Annotated in this window: 14 protein-coding genes; 5 read left to right on the top strand and 9 right to left on the bottom strand. The window is 64.3% G+C overall.

Translation table 11 applies throughout. From position 1 onward, the window contains the following. Nucleotides 1-9 precede the first annotated feature (9 nt). Nucleotides 10-1,113, bottom strand: coding sequence for an alkene reductase (locus tag KAK11_RS04395; RefSeq protein ID WP_210806522.1), 1,104 nt, complete (start codon nucleotides 1,111-1,113; stop codon nucleotides 10-12). Between the two features lie 83 nt (nucleotides 1,114-1,196). Between KAK11_RS04395 and KAK11_RS04390 the strand changes: the two genes are divergently transcribed. Continuing rightward, nucleotides 1,197-2,084, top strand: a complete 888-nt coding sequence (locus KAK11_RS04390; RefSeq protein ID WP_210806520.1) for a 23S rRNA (adenine(2030)-N(6))-methyltransferase RlmJ — start codon at nucleotides 1,197-1,199, stop codon at nucleotides 2,082-2,084. Between the two features lie 48 nt (nucleotides 2,085-2,132). Here the strand turns inward: KAK11_RS04390 and aqpZ are convergent, their stop codons facing one another. Continuing rightward, nucleotides 2,133-2,819, bottom strand: coding sequence for an aquaporin Z (gene aqpZ, locus KAK11_RS04385; RefSeq protein WP_210806518.1), 687 nt, complete (start codon nucleotides 2,817-2,819; stop codon nucleotides 2,133-2,135). A 139-nt stretch (nucleotides 2,820-2,958) separates the two neighbouring features. On the opposite strand from aqpZ, the gene KAK11_RS04380 reads away from it, so the two are divergent. Continuing rightward, nucleotides 2,959-4,143, top strand: a complete 1,185-nt coding sequence (locus KAK11_RS04380; RefSeq protein WP_246498274.1) for a CaiB/BaiF CoA transferase family protein — start codon at nucleotides 2,959-2,961, stop codon at nucleotides 4,141-4,143. 52 nt (nucleotides 4,144-4,195) lie between these two features. Next, on the top strand, nucleotides 4,196-6,229 hold the full coding sequence (locus KAK11_RS04375) for a M61 family metallopeptidase (protein ID WP_210806513.1): 2,034 nt from the start codon (nucleotides 4,196-4,198) through the stop codon (nucleotides 6,227-6,229). 90 nt (nucleotides 6,230-6,319) lie between these two features. On the opposite strand, the gene KAK11_RS04370 is transcribed toward KAK11_RS04375, so the two are convergent. From KAK11_RS04370 to KAK11_RS04360, 3 genes are all read right to left on the bottom strand, one after another. Continuing rightward, nucleotides 6,320-12,454 (bottom strand): SPM autocatalytic domain-containing protein, encoded by a 6,135-nt coding sequence (locus tag KAK11_RS04370; RefSeq protein WP_210806511.1) that lies wholly within the window; start codon nucleotides 12,452-12,454, stop codon nucleotides 6,320-6,322. Between the two features lie 389 nt (nucleotides 12,455-12,843). After that, nucleotides 12,844-14,841, bottom strand: coding sequence for a sensor histidine kinase (locus KAK11_RS04365; protein ID WP_210806509.1), 1,998 nt, complete (start codon nucleotides 14,839-14,841; stop codon nucleotides 12,844-12,846). Further along, nucleotides 14,831-16,762, bottom strand: a complete 1,932-nt coding sequence (locus KAK11_RS04360) for a sensor histidine kinase (RefSeq protein ID WP_246498426.1) — start codon at nucleotides 16,760-16,762, stop codon at nucleotides 14,831-14,833. The genes KAK11_RS04365 and KAK11_RS04360 overlap by 11 nt, the downstream gene beginning before the upstream one ends. A 145-nt stretch (nucleotides 16,763-16,907) precedes the next feature. Here KAK11_RS04360 and KAK11_RS04355 point away from each other — a divergent pair, with 145 nt between their 5' ends. After that, on the top strand, nucleotides 16,908-17,762 hold the full coding sequence (locus KAK11_RS04355) for a response regulator transcription factor (protein WP_210806505.1): 855 nt from the start codon (nucleotides 16,908-16,910) through the stop codon (nucleotides 17,760-17,762). Here KAK11_RS04355 and KAK11_RS04350 read toward each other — a convergent pair. Next, the gene (locus tag KAK11_RS04350) at nucleotides 17,729-19,714 is read right to left on the bottom strand and encodes a sensor histidine kinase (RefSeq protein WP_210806503.1); all 1,986 of its coding nucleotides are present in this window, start codon (nucleotides 19,712-19,714) and stop codon (nucleotides 17,729-17,731) included. The two genes, KAK11_RS04355 and KAK11_RS04350, sit on opposite strands and share 34 nt — an antisense overlap. 39 nt (nucleotides 19,715-19,753) lie before the next feature. Between KAK11_RS04350 and KAK11_RS04345 the strand changes: the two genes are divergently transcribed. Then, on the top strand, nucleotides 19,754-20,536 hold the full coding sequence (locus KAK11_RS04345; RefSeq protein WP_210806501.1) for a response regulator transcription factor: 783 nt from the start codon (nucleotides 19,754-19,756) through the stop codon (nucleotides 20,534-20,536). A gap of 3 nt (nucleotides 20,537-20,539) precedes the next feature. Here the strand turns inward: KAK11_RS04345 and KAK11_RS04340 are convergent, their stop codons facing one another. The 3 genes from KAK11_RS04340 to KAK11_RS04330 form a co-directional block, all read right to left on the bottom strand. Continuing rightward, the gene (locus tag KAK11_RS04340; protein ID WP_210806499.1) at nucleotides 20,540-21,271 is read right to left on the bottom strand and encodes a helix-turn-helix domain-containing protein; all 732 of its coding nucleotides are present in this window, start codon (nucleotides 21,269-21,271) and stop codon (nucleotides 20,540-20,542) included. A 31-nt stretch (nucleotides 21,272-21,302) separates the two neighbouring features. Further along, on the bottom strand, nucleotides 21,303-21,902 hold the full coding sequence (locus tag KAK11_RS04335) for a serine O-acetyltransferase (RefSeq protein WP_210806497.1): 600 nt from the start codon (nucleotides 21,900-21,902) through the stop codon (nucleotides 21,303-21,305). Between the two features lie 174 nt (nucleotides 21,903-22,076). Then, nucleotides 22,077-26,006: a galactose oxidase-like domain-containing protein gene (locus KAK11_RS04330; protein ID WP_210806495.1), complete on the bottom strand. Its 3,930-nt coding sequence runs from the start codon at nucleotides 26,004-26,006 to the stop codon at nucleotides 22,077-22,079. Between the last annotated feature and the right edge of the window lie 36 nt (nucleotides 26,007-26,042).

Below are 26,042 nucleotides of genomic sequence, written 5' to 3'. Positions count from 1 at the left end.
TCACGCCAATCACCCCCCTAGAACCGAATAATCAATGTAGCCCTCAGGCCCGCCGCCATACAGGGTCTTGAGCTGAAGCTCGTTCAAGGCTGCCCCGGCTTTGAGCCGTGCGCCGAGGTCGGGGTTGGCGATGAAGGCCTTGCCAAAAGCCACCACATCGGCCGCGCCAGACGCAATCGCCGCCTCGGCCATCGCGCCGTCATAGCCGTTGTTGACCATCCAGGGCGCCTGGGCTTGGGCGCGCAAAGCCTGGTAGTCAAAAGGGCTAATGCCTTGGTCGCTCAGGTCGCGCGGGCCGCCGGTGGCCCCTTCCACCACATGGACATAGGCCAGCTTGAGCGGCGCCAAGTGCTGGGCCAAAAGGCCGTACAAGCCTTGGGCATTGCTGTCCTGGGCCGCATCGTTGGCGGGGGTGATGGGCGACAGCCGAATGCCGGTGCGCCCGCCGCCGATCTCGGCCACGATGGCCTGGGCCACTTCCAAGGCGAATCGCACCCGATTGGCCTTGCTGCCACCATAGGCATCGCTGCGGTCGTTGATGCTGTCGCGCAGGAACTGCTCGATCAAGTAACCATTGGCGGCATGGATCTCGACCCCATCAAAGCCCGCATCCATGGCACAGCGGGCTGCGTGGCGGTAGTGCTGCACCAGGGCTGGGATTTCTTCGGTGCGCAGTGCGCGCGGCGCTGACACCGGCGCAAAGCCGCCTTGGATATAGGTTTTGCCGCGCGCAGGTGTCGCGGTGGCGGACTCAGGTGCCGCGCCGCCGGGCAGCAAAGAGGTGTGCGAGATGCGGCCCACATGCCAGAGCTGGATCACGATCTTGCCGCCCTCGGCATGCACCGCATCGGTGACTTGGCGCCAAGCTTGCACCTGTTCGGGGCTGTAGATGCCCGGCGTGTCCAGATAGCCGTGGCCCATGGGGCAGACGGGGCTGGCCTCGGTGATGATCAGGCCAGCGCCGGTGGCCGGGTTGGCCCGCTGGCGGTAATAGGTGGCCATCATGGGGTTGGGGAGGCCGCCCACCGCCCGGTTGCGGGTCAAGGGGGCCATCACCAAGCGGTTGTCCAGCGCGATATCGCCCAGCTGGAAGGGACTGAAAAGAGTGTTCATGGGCGCAAGCGTAGCCGCATCAGGCATCGTGTGCTGTCAACACGGCTACAGTGCAGGCCTGCGACAAAGAGAGAAAGACCGCCATGCTGGCCTATCGACACGCCTTCCACGCCGGCAACCATGCCGACGTGCTCAAGCATCTGGTGCTGACCCAGGTGCTGCGCTACATGGTGTCCAAAGACAAACCGCTGCGCTATATCGACACCCATGCCGGCGCCGGCAGCTACCTGCTCAAAGGCAAAGACGCCCAGAAGAAAGCCGAATACCGCGAAGGCATTGGCCGCCTTTGGAGCCGCCCAGACCTGCCCCCGGCCTTGGCCGACTATGTGCAACTGGTGCAGTCCTTCAACCTGCAGCCCGATGAAAACGGGGTCGTGCCCGAGCTGGAAAAGGGCATGACGCCGCCGCTGGCGCTCTACCCGGGCTCACCGTCCATCGCCAGCATGCTGCTGCGCAAAACGGACACCATGCGGCTCTATGAGTTGCACCCGTCGGATGTGCGCACCTTGGCCACCCACTTTGGCCATGAGCGTCGCACCAACATCATTGGCGGCGACGGCTTTGCCGGGCTGAAGGCCGAGCTGCCGCCCTCACCGCGCCGCGCGGTGGTGCTGATGGACCCGTCTTATGAGACGGTGGGCGACTACGGCAAAGTGGTGGCTGCGATGCGCGACGCGGTGACCCGCTTTGCCGAGGGCGTCTACATCGTCTGGTACCCGCAGGTCAGCCGGGTCGAAGCGGTGCAACTGCCCAAGCGCCTGATGGCTTTGGCGCCCAAGGGCTGGCTGCATGTCTCGCTGACGGCCAACAAGGCCGATGGCCATGGTTTTGGCCTGATGGGCAGCGGCATGTTCGTCATCAACCCACCCTACACCCTGCACAACACCTTGGCCACCGAGATGCCGGTGCTGCTGGAAGCCCTGGCGCAGTTTGATGAGGCGAGCTACCGGATTGAGGAACAGCCCGCCTGATTTCAAGCGGGGAGCGCGCAAGCCGCCCTCCCCCGCTGATCACAACGATCAGGCCTCTTCGGCCACGGCCTTGTAGGCCAGCGCGCCGAGGGCCGCACCGATGATGGGCGCCACCCAGAACAGCCAGAGCTGGGACAGAGCCCAGTCGCCCACGAACAGCGCCACGCCCGTCGAGCGGGCGGGGTTCACCGAGGTGTTGGTCACGGGGATGCTGATCAAGTGAATCAGCGTCAGGCACAGGCCGATGGCGATGGGCGCAAAGCCGGACGGTGCACGCTTGTCGGTGGAGCCCATGATCACGAACAAGAAGAACGCCGTCAGCACCACTTCGGTCACCAGGGCTGCCGTCATGGAATAGCCGCCGGGCGAATGCTCGCCAAAGCCGTTGGACGCAAAGCCACCGCTCAGGCTAAAGCCGGCTTTGCCGCTGGCAATCAGATAGAGCACACCCGCAGCCGCCACCGCACCCAAGACCTGGGCCACGATGTAGGGCAGCAGCTTGGCGCCGTCAAAGCGCCCGCCAACCCACAGGCCGATGGAGACCGCGGGGTTCAAGTGGCAGCCCGAGATGTGGCCAATGGCATAGGCCATGGTCAACACCGTCAAGCCAAAGGCCAGCGACACGCCATGCAGGCCAATGCCCACACCGGGGAAGGCAGCGGCCAGTACGGCACTGCCGCAGCCGCCCAGCACCAACCAAAAAGTGCCAAAAAACTCGGCGCCGTATGCTTTCATGAGGGACTCCTCGCAAACTAAAGAAGGCGCGATCCTAGGCAGCCCCACACCCGCCACCACCCCCAATCCGTCAGGCGCGTGGATGATGTCACCCTCTGCCCTCAGACTGTGTCACCCAGCCCCCAAAATGCTTGCTCATATGTCGACTGCTCCCTCCCCGGCCGCTTTGCAAGGCCTCAAAGTCTTGGAGCTGGGCCAACTGATTGCCGGCCCTTTTGCGGGCAAGACCCTGGCCGACTTTGGCGCGGAGGTCATCAAGATCGAGCCGCCCGGCACTGGCGATCCGCTGCGCCAATGGCGCCTGCTGCACGAGGGCACCAGCGTCTGGTGGCAGGTGCAGAGCCGCAACAAGCAAAGCGTGGTGCTGGACTTGCGCACGCCCGAGGGCCAGGCTCAGGTGCGGCGCTTGGCCCTGGAGGCGGATGTGCTGATCGAGAACTTCAAGCCCGGCACCATGGAGAAGTGGGGCTTGGGCTATGAGGCCCTCTCCGCCCGCAACCCGGGCCTCATCATGCTGCGCCTCTCGGGCTATGGCCAAGATGGCCCTTACCGCGACCTGCCCGGCTTTGCCGTGGTGGCCGAGGCCATGGGCGGCCTGCGCCACCTGATGGGCGAGCCCGGCCGCCCACCCGTGCGCGCAGGCGTGAGCCTGGGCGACACCCTGGCCGCGCTGCATGGCGTGATCGGCGTGCTGCTGGCCCTGCAGGCCCGCCAACACAGCATCAGCCCCGAGGCGCCCAAGGGCCGCGGCCAGGTGGTGGATGTGGCGCTGTACGAAGCCGTCTTCAATTGCATGGAAAGCCTGCTGCCCGAGTACAGCGCCTTTGGGGCGGTGCGTGAGCCGGCGGGCTCGGCCCTGCCGGGCATTGCGCCAAGCAACGCCTACCGCTGCGCCGATGGCCAGGTGGTGATCGGCGGCAATGGCGACTCCATCTTCAAGCGGCTGATGGCCGCCATCGGCCGTGAGGACCTGGGCCAAGACCCGGGCCTGGCCAATAACAGCCTGCGTGCGGCGAGGGCCGACGAGCTGGATGCCGCCATCACGCGCTGGACCCTGGAGCACCCGGTGGATGAGGTGGTGGCCCAATTGCAAGCCGCCAGTGTGCCGGTGGGCCGCATCTACACCGTGCGCGACATCGCCCAAGACCCGCACTTCAGGGCCCGCGGCATGATCGAGCGCATCGTCACGGCCCAAGGCTTGGCTTTGGAGGTGCCGGGCATCGTCCCCAAGCTCTCCGCCACCCCCGGCAGCCTGCGCAGCCTGGCTCCCAGCCTGGGGGAGCACACCCAGGCCGTGCTGGGGAATCTGCCGAGCACCGACTAGAGCGCGCGGCGTTATCGTGTTGGGTTCTCCAAAACCAATTCGGGAGCCCCTCATGACCCCACCCTTGGCCCACCAGGCCACCACGGGACACGCCGGTGCCAGCGCCACACGCCTGCTGCGCCCCTTGTGTTTAGCCCTGCTCAGTGCGTGGGCCACCCACGCCAGCGCCCAAGCCACAGGCCCGACTGCGGAAACAGCCGGCGTGGCCACCCTGCCCGCGCCGCGCGACGAAGCCTGGCCCGGCGTCATTCAGCTGCACGTCGACAGCACCGAGCTGGACCAGCGCATTCAGCGGGTGAGGCAGACCCTGCCCGTGAGCAAGCCCGGCAAGCTGACCCTGCTCTACCCCCGCTGGTTGCCCGGCACCCACGGCCCCTATAACGACATTGGTGGGCTGACCGGTTTGATCATTCAAGCAGGCTCCCAGCGCGTGGCTTGGGTGCGCGATGTCACCGACCCCTATGCCTTCCATGTCGAGGTGCCGGCGGGTGTCAAAGCGCTGGAGCTGCAGTTTGAATACCTCGCGCCGCTCGGCCCCGAGCAAGGCCGCGTCAATATGAGCCGCACCATCCTGGGCGTGCAATGGAACCAGTTGCTGCTCTACCCAGCCGGCCACTTCGCCAGCGGCATCAAGGTGCAAGCCCGCCTGAAGCTGCCCGAAGGCTGGCAGCAAGCCAGTGCGCTGCGTGATGCCAAGGGCCAAGTGCCACAAGCCGGCAAAGACGGTTGGGTGGACTTCGCACCCGTCTCGCTGGAGACCTTGGTGGACTCGCCCTTGTTCGCCGGCAAACATGCCAAGCGCATTGAGCTGGACCCACCCAAGACGGACAAGCCCGTCGCGCTGAACCTGCTGGCCGATGAAGCCTCGCAACTCGAAGCGACGCCCGCCCAGATCGAAGCCCACCGCGCCTTGGTGCTGCAGTCCGACAAGCTCTTTGGCGCCCGCCATTGGCGCCACTACGACTTCTTGCTCTCGCTCTCCAAAGACTTTGGGGGCATTGGCTTGGAACACCATGAGTCCAGCGAGAACGGTGTGAGGCCCGACTACTTCAAGGAGTGGGACAAATCCATCCGCGCCCGCGAGCTGCTGCCGCATGAGTACGTGCACTCCTGGAATGGCAAGTTCCGCCGCCCGCAAGACCTCTGGACCCCGCAGTACAACGTGCCCATGCGCAACTCGCTGCTGTGGGTCTATGAAGGCATGACCCAGTACTGGGGCCATGTGCTGGCCGCACGCTCGGGGCTGACCACGCCCGCGCAGGCACGCGACCGCCTGGCCCATGTGGCCGCCTATCTCAATGCGCGGGTGGGCCGCACCTGGCGCAATCTGCAAGACACCACCAACGAAGGCACGATGGCCTCTCGCCGCGACAAGGCCTGGCGCGATTGGCAGCGCAGCGGTGGCGACTATTACGACGAAGCCACGCTGATCTGGCTGGATGCCGACACCTTGATCCGCGAGAAGAGTGGCGACACCAAGTCGCTGGATGACTTTGCCAAAGCCTTCTTCGGCATTGCCACCACGCGGCACGCCGATGGCAGCATCAAGCCCGCGACCTATGCCTTTGAGGATGTGGTGCGCACGCTCAATGAGGTGCAGCCCCATGACTGGGCCAAGTTCTTGCGCGAGCGCCTGGACACCCACAACCCCGGCGCGCCGCTGGATGGCCTGGCCCGCTCGGGCTGGAAGCTCAGCTTTGCCGAGCAAGAGAGCGAGTTTGCGCGCCATGCCGAAAGCAGCCGAGGCGGCAAGGAGCGGGCTGCGGATTTCCAGCACTCCTTGGGCGTGAATGTGGCCACAGACGGCAAGCTAGAGCAAGTGGTCTGGGGCAGCCCCGCCTTTGCCGCCAAGCTGGCACCGGGCATGGTGCTGGTGGCGGTCAATATGGAGGCCTACAGCGCCGAGCGCCTGAGTGCGGCCATCACGGCCAACAAGGGCGGCAAGGCGCCGCTGCAGTTGTTGCTGCGCCAAGGCGAGCGTTTCCGCAGCGTGAGCTTGGACTATCGCAACGGCCTGCGCTATCCAGTGCTTGAGCGCGTGGGGGCGGGCAAGGATCGGCTGAGCGACATTCAAGCCGCACGCTGACGGCCGGAAAGAACAACGGCGCCCTTCGCAGGGCGCCGTCACTTGAAACGCACAACCAGCCCTGGGCCTAGGCCCAGGGACTGAGCGCCATCAATACTGTGCTTGCTCGATCAGCAGGTCTTGATGGATGCTGACATGCAGACGGGCTGCGGCCAGGTCCAGCGAGACGTCGGCGGCCACCGGTGCGGCCTCTGCGACGAGCTGGGTTTCACCGAAGGCTGCGGACAAGCCGGTGTCGGCTTGCAGCACATCCTTGGCGTCCAAGCCGGCCTCAGTACCTTCGCTGGTGTCACGGGTCTGGAACCAGACGTCTGCCAACTCATGGCTGCTGCCGTCAGCCTTGGTGTAGCTGGACACCAGGCCGATCAGGTTGCCGTTTTGCAGCACTTCCGTCTGCTGGGCATTCAGGTTCATCGACACCACGCCCACAGCACCCAGGCCCACCAACTCACCGGCTTGGGTTTGGCCGTCCTGGTTGCTGTCGACCCAGACTTGCAGGTTGGCAAACTGGGCATCAGCAGCGCTGATGACGCCGTCGCCGTTGCTGTCCAAATCAGCCAGTGCGGCAAAACCTTCTTGGGCGGTTTGGCCATTGCTCAGCTGAGTCGCATCGCCGAACAGCTCGGAGCCATTGTCGACATGGCCGTTGCCATTGCGGTCCCACACCAACAGACCATCTTGACCATCGGTCCAGCCGGTCTGCTCCTTCTTGCCATCGGCATTCAGGTCAAAGGCCACGCCATGCTCAATGCCCACGGTTTGCACGCCGTCACCGTTCAAGTCCAGGACCAGCGGCGAGACATAAGAGTGCGAGACCGTCTTGTAGGCTGTGCTGGCGGAGTCGATCACCTGGCCTGCGGCATTGACTTCCTGGCGGACCACGGCGTACTCAATGGTGGAGCTGTAAGCGCAGCTATAGCCGGCATAGACGCTGTCCAGTCGGATCTGGTCGTTGGTTTCGATCCAGACCAAGCCATTGGCATCCTTGACCGCTTCGGTGGCCACGCCGGTGTCACCGTCCACGACCTTCATGGCCTTGTCCACCCACTTGACGGCGATGCGTGTGCGCTCGCTGCCATCGGTGTCTGACGAGGCACCCGTGATGGTGAAGGTATAGGTGTGAGCGGTGCTGCCCGACGGTGTGGCGTTGATGCTCAGGGTTCCCAAATCAGCCACTGGCGCGATGTCGATGGAGGTCTTGCCACCCGAGTAGGTGTTGCCATTGGTGTCGTAGGCCGTGAACTGCACTTGCGCGTAGTCGTTGAGCTTGTTGCCCACGCCAGCCGCGTTGTAGGCGTCAGCGCCGGACTCGTTCGCATCCGGCGTGAAGCGCAGCTTGCCCGCGTCAATGTCAGCCTTGCTGACTTCTTGGTTGACGGTGACCGCCTTCCAAGTGCCGTTGTCGTTGAACTCCAGCTTGCCGTCGCTTGGCAGGCCCGAGATCACCAGCTTGGGCTGAGCGTTAGGCAGATTGTTGAGGTTGAAGTCACCCCACTTCAGGGTCAGTGCGGTGTCTTCGGTGCCCTTGGCGGTGTTGCCCAGCAAGTCGTTGTCCAGCAGTGTGACTTCAGCGCTGGCGGTGCTGCCCGTGGCCGAGGTCACCTTGAGGCTCACGGTCTCGTTGGGCTCGATGGTGGCATCGTCCACAGTCGGCACGCGCACCTTGAAGCCGGTGGTGCCCGGGGCCACGGTGATGGTGCCACCCACCACATTGACCCACCCCTTGCCGAGGTCCACTTGCAGCGGGCCGGTGGTATCGACATCGGCCGTGCCCGTGCCACTGACCACTTGCAGCGTGATGGGGGTCGGCACCGGAGAGGCGCTGGTGACGACGTTGAACTCCAGGACACCGCCTTCGACCACGCCTTGGGCGGGGCCAGTCACGCTGCTGATGTTGGCCAGCGCGGGTTCGACATTGAAGGTCAGCTTGATGGGCGTGGTGCCATTGGCGCCGCCGCCGTCCTTGGGCAGGTAGTAGAAGACGTCGGTGTCCGGTGTGGTCACGCCGGCCGACTTGTCGGCCACATAGGTGTAGCTGCCATCGGGGTTGACGGTCAGGTGGCCGTACTTGCCTTCGATGGGGCTGCCAATGTTCTCACCAGGGGCCACATCGGGGTTGTTGTCGGCACCGGCCACACGCAGGTCGGCCTTGTTGCCGTCCGGGTCGGTGTCGTTAGCCAGCACATTGCCCGTGGAAGTCGGGAAAGTGGTGGTTTGAGCGGCCACGCCAGGGTCGGCCGGGACTTGCACCTTCAGGCCTTGCTGAGCCAACACCTGCGCGGCATGCGTGGTGTGGTTGAAGACGTTGTAGGTGATGCCGTTGACCACGGTGGTCCCCGCCGACACCCAGTTGCCGGTGTCACCACCGTTGTCCAGCAGGTGGGTCAGGTTCAGGGAGTCTGAGCCGTCACCGTTGACCATCACTTGGGTGCGGCCATTGACTTGGAAGGCGTCCGTGCGGCCGGCGGCCAGCACGTCGTTGACGCTCATCACCAAGGCATTGCGGCCGCTGCCTGCCACCAGGTCAAACTTCTCGAAGTTGTTGACGTCCTGGGCCACGCCGGGGGTGGTGGTGTGGTTGGTCAGGTCCAGGCGCAAACCGTCGCCGTTCAAGCGCAGGGTGTCGGTGCCTGTGCCACCGTCAAAGCCCTTGGCCAATGCCGCATCCAGCGCCGCTTGGGTGCTGTAGGACACGGTGTCGTCGCCGTTGGTGTTGTTCGCCGGTGCGGCGCCGGGCACGATAGAGCCATCGTCAGCGGGCAGCGCGGTGCCGCCAGACACGGCCTTTTGCGCCACCTGGATGTAGGAATAGGCGCCGCCATTGCCGGTGGAGATGGAGATGCTCTTGATGTCACCTGCCAGCTCGATCACGCCTTGCGCGTTGTTAACACCAGAGACCGTGTTGCCGCTGATGCCTGTCAAGGCCGGGTAGTTGCCGGGCGTGTTGTCCACAAAGGACAGCGTGGGGTTGAAGGTGGTGCCATCGGCGCGGGTCGCCGTGATGGTCAAGCTGCCATAGATGCTGGTCAACAAGAGGTTGGGGTTGCTCACCACCTTGTCGAAGTCAATCGTGGCCGGGTAGCTGGGGTGCACTTGCAGCAGGGTGTCTTCGGTGCCATTGGCCACACCGCCAGAGAACAGGCCTTGCAGGCCCGTGCCCACGGCTTGGTTGGCCTGTGCCGAGCCATAGCCCAAGGTGGCGGTCACGTTCACAACACCGTCGCTCGTTTGCAAGGTGCCCTTGACCACAGCGTTGTGGCCAACGGCGGTGGATGCATCGCCGAAATCGGCCCAGTTCTCGACGGAGCCGTTGGCCGAGTTGATCGTCAACGCGGCCTTGTTTGACCAAGCGCTCACATTGCCCGCGCCATCCGACTCACGCGCATAGAAGTTGTACTTGCTGCCGCCGTCAGCCAAACGGGTGCCGGTCAGGTCCAGGCTCCAGGTGCCATCCGCCTTGACGGTGGTCGCACCGAGGAAGTTGCCCGTGCCGTTGGCAAACACTTCAATGGTGTTGCCAGCGCTGGCGGCGCCATCCGCACTGCGGCCATTGACCACCAAGGTTTGATCGGTGGTGGTGCTGCCCACGGCAATGCTGGTGTTGCCGTTGTCGGTGCCGAAACTCTGGATGGTCGGCGCGCCGGCAGCCTGGCTGTCCAGGTCCACCGACTGTGTGGCGCTGGTCGACAGCACGGTGCCTGCGGCATTCACCAGGCGTGCGGTGTAGACCCAGTCGCTGGTGTGGGTGACGTTGTCCACTGCCGTCCAGTGCAGGCCGTCGGAGCTGACCACAGCGTCGATCCACACGCCGGGCTTGTCGGAGCTGGAGATCTGCACCTTCATGCCAGCGGTCAGCAAAGAGCTGAGCTCGCCGTACACAGCGCGGCCTGCGTCACCGTCAGCGGTCACCCAGGTTTCGCCGGCAGGAGCCACTTCACCGCTGTCTTGGTTCATGGCCAAGATGCTGACCATCGGTGTGGCGAAGGCGCGCACATTGGCGACGTCGTCGGTACCGATGGGCGAGAAGTTGCCATCGAAGACCACGCGGTCTTCCGCAATGGGCGAGACGTTGTTGGAGATGTCGGTGACCTTGGCCGTGACGATCAGGTTGGCACCGGCAGCAGGCAGCGGGAAGGCGTCTTGGAAGGTGATGCTGCCCTTGTCCAGGTCGGCCTGCACCACACGCTTGCTCACGCCATTGCCGGCGTTGTCTTGCACTTCCACCAAGTCACCCACACGGATGGAGCTGGGCAGGTCGATGCGGATGTCCACGCGGGTGGCACCGGCCAGCTCATTGCGGGTCAGAGTGCCGTCATTGTTCTTGTCGTCCACGATGTTCACGGTCACCGTCGGCGCTGCCAGGTTGATCGTGGCGCTGTCGCTGCCGGCGGGGGACGCATTGCCAGCGGGGTCGACCACCGTGGCCGTCAAGGTCACGGGGCGGCCATCGGCCGGCACCGGGAAGGCGTTGTCCAGGGTCACGCTCTTGGCGGCAATGTCAGCCGGGCTCAGCGTGATTTCGACCTTGCGGCCGTCTTGGTCGGTCACCACCAGCTTGTCGCCGGCCTTGGCGTCAGCCGGGATGTCGATCTTGGCGTCCACGCCACCGGCTGCATCCAACTCAGCCTTGCTGATGCGGCCATCGTTGTTGGTGTCGGTGGTCAGGGTCACGGTGGGGCGGCCAGCCGCGGTGGTGTCGACCACGGCGCTGTCCGAGCCTGCGGGCGAAGGAACGCCGCCCGGGGGCGTGAGGGTGGCGGAGACCGTCAGCGTTTGGCCATTGGCCGGCATCGCGAAAGCGTCGGCCAAGGTCACCTTGCCAGCGGCAATGTCGGCGGCCGTCAGGGGGCGGCCCGTCAGGTTGCCGTCTTGGTCGGCGACCTTGAGCACGTCGCCCACCTTGGCGCCTTGCGGCAGGGTGATGACCACATCAACCCGGGCATTCGCCTCGGCGGCATTGATGAAGCCGTCGTTGTTGGCGTCATCGGCCAGTTGCACCACGGGCGCGCCCAGCGGAGCGTCGGGGCCGACATTGACGGTGTAGGGGTTGCTGTTGGCAGCGGCGCCATCAGCAGCCGTGGCCCGCACAGCCAGATCGTGGCCGCCGTTGCTCAGCGGGTTGGCCGGGGTCAGGGTCCAGTTGCCGTTGGCGTCGGCGGTAGTTTCACCAATCTTGGTGGCACCGTCATAGACCTCCACCTTGGCGCCGGCTTCGGCCGTGCCCTTCAGGGTGGGGCGGGTGTCGTCGGTGCTGCCACCGTTGGCCACATTGCCTTGGTTGCTGCCCACATCGTCAATCACCGAGGTGATGGCCGGTGCGGTCATGCCGGCGGTGACGCTCAGGGTCACGGTGCCCTTGGTGGCATTGCCATGCGCATCCACCACGGTGTAGGTGAAGCTGTCCGTGCCCACAAAGCCGGCTTTGGGCGTGTAGGTCAGCGTGCCATCGGCGGCACGGGTCAGGGTGCCGTTGGCAGGCTGGCTGTAGCCGTCGGCCTTCAAGGTCAGAGCGCCGCCTTCAGGGTCGCGGTCATTGCTCAGCAGCAGGCTTTCAGGCGCGCTGACGGCGGTGCCGGAGCGCAGGCTGGCGAACTCGCCTTCCACCACGGGGGCTTGGTTGCCGCCACCCGCCTTGACGTTGAGGTGCACGGTGCCCACGGTGACGCCACCTTGGCCATCACTGACTTCATAAGTGAAGCTGTCCTGGCCCACATAGCCGGCGTCAGCCACATAGGTCAGCGTGCCATCGGCGGCGCGGGTCAAGGTGCCATGTGCAGGCTTGCCCAAGGCACCCACCGACAGCGTGCCGCCATCGGTGTCCTTGTCGTTGGCCAGCAGGATGCTCTGGTGGGCGCTCACGGCCACACCGGCCGTGACGTCCACAAACTCATCGACCACGGTCGGCGCTTGGTTGGGGATGGCTGCACCGCAAGTCACAAAGACCGTCTCGGTGCAGAGGTTGCCGTGTTGGTCGGTGACGATGTAGGTGAAGCTGTCTGCGCCCACATAGCCGTCTTTGGGCGTGTAGGTGTAGCTGCCGTCGGCATTGGTCACGATGCTGCCGTGCGTCGGCTGGTTCACTTGCTTGAGGCTGATGATGGAGCCGTTCAAGCCCACATCGTCGCCAGTCAGGTCGGCCGGCAGGATGCGCTGGGTCTGACCTTGGGCAATGGTGAAGCTCTCATCTTGAGGGCGGATCCAGGATTCGATGGGGGTGATGGGCATGGTGCTTCCTGTCGAGAGTTGATCTTGAACCCGCGTTTAGCCGCCGGCTCACTTGCAAAAGTTACAACTTGATTCTAGAGATCACCCTCACAGAAAGAAACCTAGTCCCCCCATCAATCAAATTAGTTTTCGTGACTTGATAAACATTTTTCGAAGCCAAATCTCAGCTCTGAACAATCCTCTCCAAAATCTTATATGTTGTTGTTTTTATTGATTTTTTTTGACTCAATAAAGCCAAAGAGAGTTTCAACCATTAAACTCTCCACTCGCCTGTAAAGAGTACACAAATCAAAGATACAAATGGGATTTATGGCGCGAGAATCTCACTTTCGTGAGAGTCTTGAGAGTGTTACAAGCGCACCGCGGCGAAACGATGCCGCTGGACCCGCTCAGCGTTGGGTGTCCCGGGCTCGCGGCAGGGCCATCCAGAAGCGCGCGCCATGCGGCTGCGCGTCATCGACCCCGACCTGACCGCCATGCAGGCGCACCACAGAGGCCACGATGGACAAGCCCAAGCCATGTCCTTGGCCGGAAGATCGGCCGCTGACAAAGCGCTCAAAGACCTTGCTCTTGTGGTCGTCCGGCACGCCGGGGCCATCGTCCGCCACAGAGAACTCCACGGTGTTGGACAGCAGTTTCAGGCCGACCTGCACGGCCCCGGCGCCCTTGCTGCCATGGGCCAGAGCGTTGTCGATCAGGTTTTGCAGGGCAATGCGCAACAGCACCGGGTCCGCCACGATCTCGGCATCAGCATGCGGCAAGGTCACGCTGACGGGTGGGCCGGCTTCATAGTCCCGCATCAGCTCCAGCATCCAGGCGCGTACCCACAGCGGCTTGGTTTGGGGCTTGACGCTGAGCTCTCGCCAGCGGTCATGGGTGATGAGCTTGTTGGCCAAGAAAATCAGCCGATCGGAGGCGGTGCGCAGATTGTCCAGACGCTCTTGCACATCCTGCGGCACAGGCTCGTGCAAGTCGTGCAAGGCATCCAGCGTGCTGCGAATCTTGGCGGCCGGCGTGCGGAACTCATAAGAAGCCAGGGACAGCAACTCTCGCTGGTGGGCCTCGGCCTCCATCAATTCGGCGTTGGCGGCACGCAGCGCCACAGTGCGCTCTTGGACCCGCTGCTCCAACTGCTCGGCCTCCTCCACCAACAAGCCATGCAGTTGCTCGCGCTCGCGCTCACTGGCCTGCCGGTCTCGCACGGTGCGCCAAGTCAGGTCGCCCAGCAAGGCCAGGTAGCCCGCCAGCAGGACCCACTGCCAAACATACAGGCTTGCACCACTGACAGGCACCAGGCCCGTCACGGCTGCGAAGTAGTAGCTGATGCTGTAGATCAGCGCCAGCCCGATCAAGCCATAGCGCTTGGCGTTGGGCTGGCCTCTGTAGAGCTGGATCAGCAGCAGCGGTGCATTGCACAGCGCCATCAGGATCAAGATCACGTTGACACCAAACCCCGGCTGCAGGCCCAAGAGCCAGACCAAGATCGCAGCGGGCAGCGGCGCCCAGGCCAGGGTGGTCAAGATGCCTGAGGCCAGGCGGTGCACTTGGCCCAAAGCAAAAAAGTCGCGCGCGAAGAAGCCCGTGGTGGTGACCATGGCCGCCGCCGCCATGGCATTGAGCCAAAGCTGTGCACGCACCGTCATGGGGGGCATCCATTGAGCCAGCATGCCATTCCACACCAAGAGGTAGAACACCCCAAAGACCGCCAGCATCACCCAGCTCGACAGCGCCCGCTCGCGCGTTGTGGCGGCCATGGCCAGCACGGCAATCAGCATCAACACGGCGGCGGTGGTCAACACGCCCACCAGCAATCCGTCACGACGCAGCACGGCATCGCGCTCGTTGGCAGACTCCAGGCGCACCGACGCGACGGCCACCACGCCGGGCTCCACCCGGATGCGCAACATCACGGTGGAAGTCCAGTTCGGCTCGTCAATGAGCACAAAGTGCGATTTGCCCGCTGTCCCTACCCGCTGCGCCACCGGCACGGCCAAGCCGGTAGAGCCCACCTTGACGGGCCGCCCGGCGCGATCCACCCGATACAAATCCACCCACTGCAGCAAGGGCGGCTCCACGGACAAAAAGCGCAAGGCCCCTGGGTAGGGCGGACGAGGCAGCTCGGCCATCAGCCACAGATCCTCGTCGCTGAAGCCGCGCCCCACACCATGGGTGATTTGTGGCTCGACACGCCCGGCGCGATACAGGGCCAATGCGACCTGGGCATCAAACACATCGGCCCCCTTGGGCAAGGCGTAGAGCGACCAGCGCGGCGTCTCGGGGTCGTTGACGGTGTCGCTCCATGCCACGGCCAGCAGCAACACCCACGGCAGCAGCAGCACAAGCGCTGTGCGCAGCCAGGCGGCACGCGTGCTGCGCTCAATCGGCATGCTCGTCCTCGGTCGGGGTGCGCAAGCCTTGGTGGGGCAGCACCAAATGAAAGCAGGCCCCATGCGGCTGCGCGTCGCTGACGGTCACGTGGCCGCCATGCATGCGCGCCACCGCCGCCACGATGGACAGCCCCAGGCCACGCGATTGGTCCGGCCCGACACTGAAAAAGCGCTCGAAGACCTGCGGCTTGTCATCGTCGGCAATGCCCGGCCCCGCGTCGATCACCTGGATCTCAATCTGCTGCGGCATGACCACCAGCTTGACCCGCACCAGGCTGTGCCCGTCGGCACTGTGCACCAGCGCGTTGTCGATGAGCGTCTGCAAGGCAATCTTCAACAGCGTGGCGTCGGCCCGCACCTCCACCTCTTCGGGCGGCAACTTCAGGCGCACCGGCACATCGTCGTCATAGTCGCCCAACACCTCCAGCAACCACTCGCGCACCCACAGCGAGCGCAGCTGAGGCTTGACGGACAGTTCGCGCCAGCGGTCGTGGGCGATCAGCTTGTTGGCCAGAAAAATCAGTCGGCTAGAAGCCGTCCGCAAGGCCTCGACCTTTTGGGCCACCGCGTGGGGCAAGGGCTCAGCCACACACTCCATCGCGTCCAAGGTGCCTTTGATCATGGCCGCTGGCGTCCTGAACTCATGCGAGGCCATGGACAGCAATTCGCGCTGGCTGGCCTCGGTCAGGCGCAAGGCCTCATTGGCAGTGCTGAGCGCTTGGGCGCGGTCGCTGACCCGCAGCTCCAGCTGCGACTTCTCATGCAAGAGCATGGCATGCAGGCGGTCGCGGTCCGCGCGCACCAGCTGCCGCTCGTCCATGGCGCGGGTCAGCAAGTCCAAGAGCAAGGCGAAGCAGGCCACCGACAGGGCAATCAACCATCCATACGCGGTGCCCGAGGTGTAGGGCAACACGCCCCGCTCGGCCAAGGTCTTGATCACCACCAAGGACGCTGCGATCAAACCAAACAAGAGGTACATCGGTGACTCAATGCGATGCCGCCCTAACTGCGACGCAATGCCCGCAAACACCACCACCATCATGACCCCAGCGGCCGCAGCCGCCCCCAGCAAGGGGGACCAGCCCCGCATCACCGCCATCGCGCAGGCGGGCAGGCTCATCAAGACCACCAGCTTCATGGCCCAAGGCAACCAAGGGCTGTAGCGCTTCATGCGCATCGTCGACGCAGCCCAACGATAAAAGGCCCACAAGGTGCCTGAGGCGACCAGCGTGTCCAAGACGGTGACCGCAACCTCGGACGGCCAATCCAGCCAGAGCCTCAGATAGCCGTGCCACATGCCCATCAAGCTGATGAAGCCCAACACCATCCAAGACAGATTCAAGGCGTAGCCATCGGGGGACCAGTAGCGCACCACCAGAGACAGGGTCAGCGACACCAAGCCCAACAAAAGCACCACCCCGACCATGAAGCCCTCGATCAATTCCCCCTGCTGGTGCTCGCCCATGCTCTGCACCGACACCAAGGCCGCGGTGTAGAGGCGCGACTGCACCCGAATCAGCCAGACGGACGCTCGTCGATCATGGACCTCGACATCGAACTCCGCGTGGCGCAAAGGCAGGGGCCGCAAGGACGGCTGAACCTTGTAGCCCGAGGACGCCAGCAGCCGAGGCCGCGACTCACCCGGCACCACTTGATAGAGGTCCACACGGTCCAGCAGGGCCGGCGCCACCGTCACATAAGCCCGCGGGGCCAGCCGCATGCCTGCGGGCAATTCCAGCGCCAGCCAGAGATCGTGGGAGCTCATGCCCCGCGCTACCCCCGGCCCGGAGAGGGCCTCAAAGTTCCCCTGGCGGTAGTGCTGCAGCGCGTGCATCTCATCTTGGATGACCAGGGCTTTGGCGCTCGCGCGCAGCGTCCAGGGCTGCGGCAGGGTGTCGGCATGGTGCATGCCGAAAATCATGGACAAGCCGAAGATCAGCGCTAAGAGTGCCAAATTGCGCCCAATTCGGGCCCAGCTGTGCACAATAAGGCCTTCCACCGGGCCGCCCACAGCCCCGGATGCTGGATACTTCGGCCTGTGTTGCAAAAAGTTACCCCCTCTGCTTATGGTGCCAGCAAACCGCGCAAGCGCTGAAGTCGTCATTGTCGAAGACGAGGACATCCTCCGCAATGAACTGAGTTTTGTCTTACGGCATCACGGTTTTCGTGTCGCGGCTTATGCGACCGCGCAAGAGTTGTATCGTCATCTGGCCGTGCGTTCTGCAGGGGCCGTGATCCTCGACATTGGCCTGGTGGGTGAAGACGGCCTGTCCATCTGCACCTATTTGCGCCGGCATGACCCGCACCTGGGCATTGTGTTCCTGACGGCCCGCAGCCTGCGCGATGACCGTTTGCGTGGCTTGGCGGCCGGGGCTGATGCCTACCTGGTCAAGCCGGTGGAGATGCAAGAGTTGATTCTGATGCTGGATCGGCTGCTCGACCGCCGCGCCGTCAGCCAAAGCCATGCCCCAGGTCCTGCGCCCGTGTCCGCACCGGCGAACACCGCCGTCGCCGCCCCCGCTGATTCAGCGCTCGGCGGCCTGCCTGAGCTGGGGGGCGTGAGTCGCCTGCCCAGCGCCTTGGGCTCGGTCAGCACTGCCGCCGAGCCAAGCGCCGACCATGCCTGGACCTTGCATGTAGGCCTGGGCCAACTGCGCGCACCCAATGGGCTGACGCGCAAGCTCTCCAACAATGAACGCACCCTGCTGTATTGCCTGGCCCAACAGCAAGGCGAGGTGATCAGCGCCGAGGTGTTGTCGGCACAGTTGCAGATTCCTCAGGAGGAATACGACAAGCACCGCATCGAGGTCATCATCAGCCGCCTGCGCCGCAATATCGAGCAAACCGTGGGCCTGAGCCTGCCCTTGTTTGCCAAGCGCGGCACGGGTTACTGCGTCAAGGACATGGTGTTGGTGGATTGATCTTCCCCCTCCTTGAGGGGCAAGGTGATGGTGAAGCAAGCGCCATGGGGCTGCGCGTCAGTCACCTGGACATCGCCGCCATGCAGTTGCGCCACGGTGCGCACGATGGACAGGCCTAAGCCATTGCGCAACGAGGCTTTCTGGCTGAAGAAACGGTCGAAGACTCTGAGCTTGAACTCGTCGGGCACGCCCGGCCCGTTGTCCGACACCCGCACCCAGTAACGCGCCGAGTCCGCGCGCAGCTGCACCCGCACCTGCGCCTGGCCTTTGGGGGCTTGGTTGAGCGCGTTGTCGATCAAGTTCTGGCAGGCGATGCGCATCAACACCGGGTCCACCCGCGCCCACACCGGCTCGCTGGGCAAATCCAAGCTCAGGGGCAAGCCATCGGGGTAGTCGCCCAACACATCAATCAACCAAGCCCGCAGGTCCAGCCGCTCGACATGGACTTGCAAAGAGCGCTCGCGCCAGCGATCGTGCTCAATCAGTCGGTTGGCCAAGAAAGTCAGTCGCCGGGCGGCGGCTTGCAGGTGGTCCAGCCGGTCCTGCATCACACTGGGAATGGGCTCGCGCAGGTACTCCAGGGCCTCCAGCGTGGTTTGGATGGCTGCCGCCGGCGAACGGAACTCATGCGAGGCCATGCTCAGCAACTCGCGCTGCTGCAGCTCGGCGCGCTCCAACTCCTCATTGGCCTGCACCAAGGCAGCCGTGCGCTCCACCACGCGCTGCTCCAGCTGAGCTTTTTCGTCACGCAACAGGCTTTGCAGATGAATTTGCTCGTTCAGGGCCTCACGGCGCTGTTGAAGGAATCGGCCAATCAGCTCACGCAGCAAGATCAGGTCACAGGCCGCCAGCGCGTATTGCCAAGCATTCCAGGTCAGGTGAGTCACGGGCACCATGCCCACTTGCAGCAACACAAACGGGATGCCCGAAAGCGCCAGCAACAAGGCCACCACGCCGTAGCGGCGCGCCATCTGCTGGCCCCGCCAGATCTGCCACAGCACGCCGACGGTGAACAAAACGATCAGGCCCGCCTGAGTGAGGCGAACCATCGCCGTGTCCCAGCCCTGCCAGACCGACAGAAAGGCCAGCGGCGCGGCCGAGAGGGCCAGGGCGTGAATGACGCGCGGAAGCTGCGGATGCAAGGCCTTGAAATCCAGGGCCCGCGCCCCGAAGGCGGAGATGGTCCAAATCATCACCGACACCGTGGCCCAGAACACATAGGCATGCACCTTATAGGGCATGGCTGGAAGGTACGCCACAATCAGGCCGTGAGAGTAGGCGATGTAGCACATGCTCGAAAAGGCCTGACCCGCCCAGAGCAAGAATTCGCTATCGGCCGCCACACGCCAGGCCAGCAGCGACGCCACCAGCGTCACGACCGCCAAACTCAGCACGCCCCCCAACAAAAAGACCTCGTGCTCAACCGCTAGATGATGTTGCGCCGCCGTTTCCACCTCGACCATCGCCAGCGCAAACTGCCGGGCACTGACCTTGACCAACACCGTGGCCGAGTCCTGCGCCTGCTTGTCCAGCACAAAGGTCGGGCCGCGCGCCACCATGGGCCACTGCGTGCGGGGCACATCCAGGCCTGCCGCCCCCAGCAAAAGCGCATGGCCAGACTGGGTCAGTCGGTACAGCTCCACCCTCTTCAAGGTCGCTGGCCGCACACTCAAGACACTGCCCGGGCTCTGCGCGACAGACGCTGGCAACTCCACGGCCAGCCACAAGTCACCCGCTTGGTAGCGATTGACGCTGTCGCCCGTGATCGCCTGGAAGCCGCCGGCTTGGTACAGTGCGGCGGCCTGTTGGGGCGTTTCCACCACCAGATGGGGCGGCGCAGCTTTCAGGGTCCATGCTTGGTCGGCCTCGCTGGTCACCGACGCCGCCAGCCACGCGGCAGCCAGTGCGATGGCCATCACAATGGCCCACCACACCTTGCGCTGTCGCGTCATGCTGCTTAAATTCACTCGACTGCCCACCTCATCACCATCATGCGCGCCTTGACCGCTGAGCCTCGCACCATGAACGTCTTCTTGGTCGAAGACGACGAAATCTTGCGAGAAGCACTTCGCTTTGTGCTGGAACAAAACCAATACACCGTCACACCCGTCGCCAGCGCCGCAGAGCTCTACCGCCAAATGGCCGTTCAAACAGGTGACGCCGTCATCCTCGACATCGGCCTCGAAGGCGAAAGCGGCTTCAGTATTTGCCAGTATCTCAGAGCTCACAATCCCCACCTCGGTATTGTTTTTGTGACGGGCATGACCGACCCCGATGACCGGTTCAAAGGCCTGACGTGTGGTGCCGATGCCTACTTGACCAAACCCGTGGAAACCCGGGAGTTGCTGGCCATCCTGGCGCGGATTCAAGAGCGATGGCTGGCACGGGCCGGCGAGTTGACGCGTCTGGCGGTGGGGCTGAGCCCTGATGTGGGCTTGGCGCAAGCCGCGGGCATCCCGGTGCCCGCCCCCACGCTGTGGACGCTGCGCATTGCCTCAGGCCTGCTGCAGGCCCCGAATGGCAAGACACGGCGCGTCTCCAGCAATGAGCGCGCGCTGCTGTACGGCCTGGGTCAGGCCGGGGGCGAGCCCATGTCGGCAGAAGCCTTGGCCAAGGTGCTGGACTTCGAGGTCGATGATGGCCACCGCCACCGCATCGAGGTCATCGTCAGCCGCCTGCGCCGCAATGTCGAGCAATCCACCGGCATGCACCTGCCCTTGATGTCGGTGCGCGGCACCGGTTATTGCGTGCGCGATTTGACGCTGCTGGACTGAGCCTTAGCGCTTGAGATCCCGAAACGCCGCAAACAGCCAAGAGCGCATTCCGATCACCAGGGTGTAGGGCCGCTTTTGGTCCGCCGGCAGTTTTTGATCAGCCAGGTGCTGCTGCGCAAAGTCTTGCGCCACGCGCTGCAAGCGCTCATTGAACAACTGCGCCAAACTGCGCCCGATCTGGCCGTGGACCAAGGTCAGCATCTCGCCTTCGCCATCAAAGCCGCCGCTGTAGTAGTCGCCCACCACTTCTTCGCGGAAGAACTGCATCACCGGGCCATGAGGGCGCCACCGAAAGCCCTTGGCCACTTTGAGGCGATAGCGGTTCATCGGCCGCAGCTCGATGATGCCCAGATGGTCCAAGCGCACCAGGTATTTGATGGCCTCGGCCTCGGTCATCCGATAGTTGGTGATGACTTGATCCAGTGTCCATTGGCTCAAGCAGCAAATGGCCATCAGCAACAGCTTGCGGTCGCTGATCACGGCCTTTTCTTGCTCCAGGGTCAGCTCGCGGCGCAAGGGTTGGGCGTCGGCGACCTTGCGCGCGAGGTCTGCAAAGTCCATGCGCAAGACACGGCAGACTTCATCCACCCGCGACAGCGGCATGTCGGCCTGCGCAAACATGCGCTTGATGCTGGACTCCGCCATGCCCAGCTCTTTGGCCAGCACGGCATAGGTGATGCCAGAAGTCTTTAACTCGGCCTTGAGAACATCAATCAGCGCGTGGGTGGTGGACATGGGTGCAGCAAAAGCCAATGTCCCTGCATTCTCACTGAGTTGGCGGAGCGGTCTTCGCGCCGCCCTTGATGACACGTGGACGGTCCCACAGCACCAGGGAGCCATCGGGCACATCAAAGGTCACCAAGGCGCCCGGGCCGACATGCACCCCGTTGCCGATGCGCACCGGCCCCAGCACCCGCGCACCAAAGGCAATCACCACATCGTCGCCGGCCACCGCATAGCCCGGCCCGGCACCGATATCGTCCACCCCAAAGCCGCCGCCAAAGCCCCCATCGCCCTGAATGGTCATGCGCGCCCCCACCTGGCCGAACACATACACACCCGTGGCATGAGCGATCAAAGCGGAGGGGCCGATGGAGGAGGTCGGTGGCAGCTCAGCCCGCGTCAGGTACATGGCCATCAGCGCGATCAGGCGGGCCGGAAAGTTCCAGCCGCCCAAGAGCAGACGCCGCGCGATGCGGTGCCAAAACAGCGCTTGAAACCCTGGGAGCAAAGCGAAGTAGCACTTGTGCACCCGCGAGTGCGGCTTGCCCAAATGCATGGCGAGACGGTCCAGATCGGAGCCCACCAGTTTGAAGGTTCCCGACCAGGTCGCGGGGTTCCACGCTTGCGCTGACGAGTCGGCCATAGCTGCCTTGTTCGGCCTCATGTCCTGAGGCCTTGGGTCATCAAAAGTGAGCGGATTCTAAAGACACAGGGGCTGCGGCCTCAGGCCGATTTGCGCGCAAATTCACTGGCTGCCAGCGCTAATACGCGCCCCCGTACACCCCATTGGCGTGTGCGGAGGCGCGGGCACGCCGCCCTATTCGATTTCCTTCACAAAGGCCGCCAAGCTGGCCAGCTCCGCCGCCGTGAGATTGAGATTGAGCTTGGTGTGCGCGCTGATGGCCGCCTCCAGGGTCGGGGCCGAGCCATCGTGCAACCAAGGGCCGGTGTTCCAGGCGCCCTTGAGGGTCGGCACATCCAAACCGGTCAAGGCGGCGCCCAGGCGCTTGCCGCTGCTGGCCTTCAAGGTGCCCACATCCTGCAGGCTGCCGCCCACGCTGTTGGTGTACTGCGTGGCTGGCGTGTGACAGGCGATGCAGTTCTTGCTGGTGAACAGCGTCTGACCGGCCTGGGCCGCTGGAGACATCACGGTGGCCGAGACGCGCGCCGGGCTGGCGTCCACCTTGGTCAGCGAGTTGACATAGGCGGCGAGCCGGTCGAGGTCCGCGCTCTTGCCGGCCTTTTTGTCGCCCAAGGGTTGGCTGGTGGTGCCCGCATTGAAGGCCGTGTCGGTCATCAAGCCGGTGCCGCCCGCCAGGGTGCGGATCTGGCCTTCAAAGTCTTGGACTTCATCAAAGTTGCCCGTCCAGTGCAGCTTGCCAAAGCCCGCGCCCATGCGGCCGCGCAGCGTGGGCGTGTTGCGCAGGCCTTCGCCCGCGTGGCTCAAGTCCCAGGTGCGGCCATCGCTGCCACCGTCGTTGTGGCAAGCCGCGCAGCTCATATAGCTGTCGCGCGCCAGACGGCTGTCTTTGGCGTCGTAGAACAGGCGTTTGCCGACTTCGATGTCGCTCGTCAATGAGGTGGCCGGCACGGCCGCCCAGGTGGCCTTGACGGTGGCCCGGCGCTGGCCAAAGTCGAGCAGCGGCGACAGATCCACCACCGTGACGCTGCGGCCCATGAAGTTGAACACGTAGACGGTGCGGCCATCCCGCGACGGCACCACCGCCTGCGGCGCCACGCCCACATCCACGCGGAACAGTTGCTCACCGGTCTTGGCATTCAACACCGCCAACTCACGGCTGGTCTCCAGCGTCACAAAGCCCAGCAGACCGGTGGCATTGAAGGCAGCCGCAGACGCGACACTGGCGTTGTCGTGGTCAATGCGGCCCTGCGGAATCTCTTCCAAAGTCGCCAGGTCCACGCGCGAAGTCACCGCCCGCACCGTGTTCTGGAAGTCCAGGTCATTGCCATCGCGCAGGCGGCCACGCGCGATGTTGTCTTGCTTGGACGGGATCCACGCCACGCTCTCGTCCGGCGACAAGACCATAGGCCCCAAGTAGTTGGGCACGCCACGGCTGGAGACTGCCGTGTCCAGCGCCGTGCTGTGCTTCAGCACAATGGTCTTGAGGATGCTGTTGTTCATCAGATCCACAGCCACCACTTCGGCGCCGCCTTGGCTCACGTCGACGGTGGCTGTGTCCTCACCCACCTGCAGAGGCGTCACGAACTTGGACACCGCGAGGTAGAGGCCATCGCCCTTGATGGCCAGATGGCGCGGCGTGCCGCCCACTTGAATGGGCTGGCCCACAGCCGCATTGGCGGTGGTGAAGCGGGCGACTTGACCCAAGCCTTCCAAGGCCACATAGCCGGTGGCGCCATCGGGGCTGAAGATCAGACCATGCGGCTGGCTGCCGCGCGGCAGGGTCACGGTGCGCAGGATTCGCAAGGTCCGAGGGTCGATCAGCGAGACCGTGGCCGAGCGCTTGTTGACCACGCCAATGGTGCCGTTGAAGCTCACCGCCACAGCACGCGGCTCTTCGCCCACGGTGATGTCCACCTTGGCACCGGTGGTGGTGGTGAAAGCCGAGACCTTGTTGTGGTCCGGGCTCACCACCCAGAGACGATCGCCGCCCGTGCTGCGGCGCTCCAGCACCATGGCCGACGAGGCGCGGCCCACATAGTCCACGATGGGGCCTTTGACCATCTGCATGAAGGAGTAGGTCGAGATCAGTCCGACCCGATTCTTCATCGACACCACCACGGTGTAGACGCCGGGCTGGCTGAAGGTGTGCTGCACCGTCTGATTCGGCCCAAAGGCGGTGGCGGGAGTGCCATCGCCGAAGTCCCAGCTCACTTGAGCATCGGCCACGGTCAAGGTGGCGCTGAAGGGCGTGGCCACACCGACGCTGGTGGCGGGGGTGGGGATCTGACCCACCACATCGACCTTGGCCAGCGGCTCCATGCGCGCGGGGGGCGGCGATACATTGGCCCCCACAGCCATGATGAAGGCCTTGGACGGCACGCCCATCTCATCCACCGCCGACACCATGTAGTAGCCGGGTGGCGTGAGATTGGCATTGGGGGCCACGGCGTCGAGGCGCCCGCCGGTTTGCGTGAAGCTCAGCGGAATGCGGCGCTGGCCGGCATTGAAGCCGTGGGTCGTAACCGTCAGGCCCAACATGCTGAGCGACTTGATCTTGGCGGTGGTGGCCATCTCCAGGCTGAAGCTGCCGCCATGCGCCACTTTGAACGCCGTGGTGCCCGTGATGCTGGGACGAGTCGCCCACACCGATGTGCTGCCGCTTTGTTTGAACAGATAAGGCGGCAAGAAGATCTCGGCGTTTTTGTTGAAGACCGGGCCGGGGTTGCCGCCGCCGCCGCTGATGACCGTGCCGTTGGGCAGCAAGGCGGAGCTGTTGTGATAGACGCGCGCCTTGGTTTGGGCCGCCATCAGCGTCCATTGGCCCGTGGCCGGGTCCCAGATCTCACCGTTCAAGCGCGCATAGGCGCCGTCGTTGTTGCCGTAGGAGCTGCCGCCATTGGCGAAGACCTTGCCATCGGGCAGCACGGTGGCGTTGAAGAAGCGGCGGGAGCGCTTCATCTCCCCGGTCTCGGTCAGCACCGGCAAGCTCGGGTTGTTGAAGTCGATCACTGTGGCGGCGCTGCTGGCCCACAGATGGCTGCCATCAGCCACCCAATAGCCATTGCCGCCCATCTGCAGGGCCTTGCCTGGCGCAAACATGACGGCGCTGGTGGTGGACGAGCCCACATTGGGCAGGCTGCGCGTGCCGCCAGCGCCACCATTGCCCACCACAGCGCCGCCCTTGAAGGTGCCCACCGTGCGGATGGAGCCATTCCCGGCAGGGTTCAGCGCCCACATCACGTCCGAGGAGATGCCGAACACCTCACCGTTGGGCGCGACCCAGGCATGGGGAAACTCATTGCGGGTGCGGTACATGCCAAAGGCCTCGGTGCTGTAGGCCCCCGTCAAGAAAGACCACCCCTTGCCTGCGGTGAAGATCTCGGGCGTCAGTGCAGCCAGATTGTTAGATGTTTGCGACGCCCATGAGCCCTCGGAGTAGGGCACCATGCCGCCCAGCAAGATGGGGCGACCGTCTGCCAAGGTGATCATGGTCGAGTACCACCGCGCATCGGCCGTGTCAAAGCTGGTTTGGCGCTCGGTGCGGTTGGTCTCTGGCGAGTACAAGCCCGACATGAAGGTGCTGGAGGTGCGCCCGCCGATGAAGCCGCCCGAGCCACCTGCCGTCAAGACCTTGCCGTCGGACAAGATGGTGGCCGAGCTGCAAAAGCTGTTGATTTGCGTGGTGGTGCTGGTGGAGAAGCGGGTGACGTTGAAGACCTTGCCGTCGCCCTCAGACGGGTCCCACAGCACATTGGCGCCGCCGTCTTGGTTGCCCAGACCGCCGTCGTTTTCATTGGGCCGCGTGCCGTAGCTCAAGAGCTTGCCGTTGGGCAACAAGACCATGTGGATGGCATTGATGGGCCAATCCATGGTGGGCAGCCACATGCCTTCGCTGTGCGCCGTGGCGGTGGGTGTGACGCCGTTCAGCAGAGGGTCCGGTGGGGGTGTCACCTGATACCAAGTCTCATTGGCGACGCCCACGCCAGCAGCCTTGGCGCGCTGGCCGACCGCAGATTCATCGTCGCTGCTGCCGCCACCACCACAGGCCGTCAGCGAAAGGGCCAGGGCCAGCGCCGACAAAGAAAGGGTTTGGGGTTTGTTCATGGTCTGTCTCAATCAATAGGGTCGTGCGTCGCGCTT

Origin of the sequence: Ideonella paludis (genome assembly GCF_018069865.1) — a bacterium.
Taxonomy (GTDB): domain Bacteria; phylum Pseudomonadota; class Gammaproteobacteria; order Burkholderiales; family Burkholderiaceae_C; genus Ideonella; species Ideonella paludis.
This window is presented reverse-complemented; position numbering and strand designations above follow the sequence as displayed.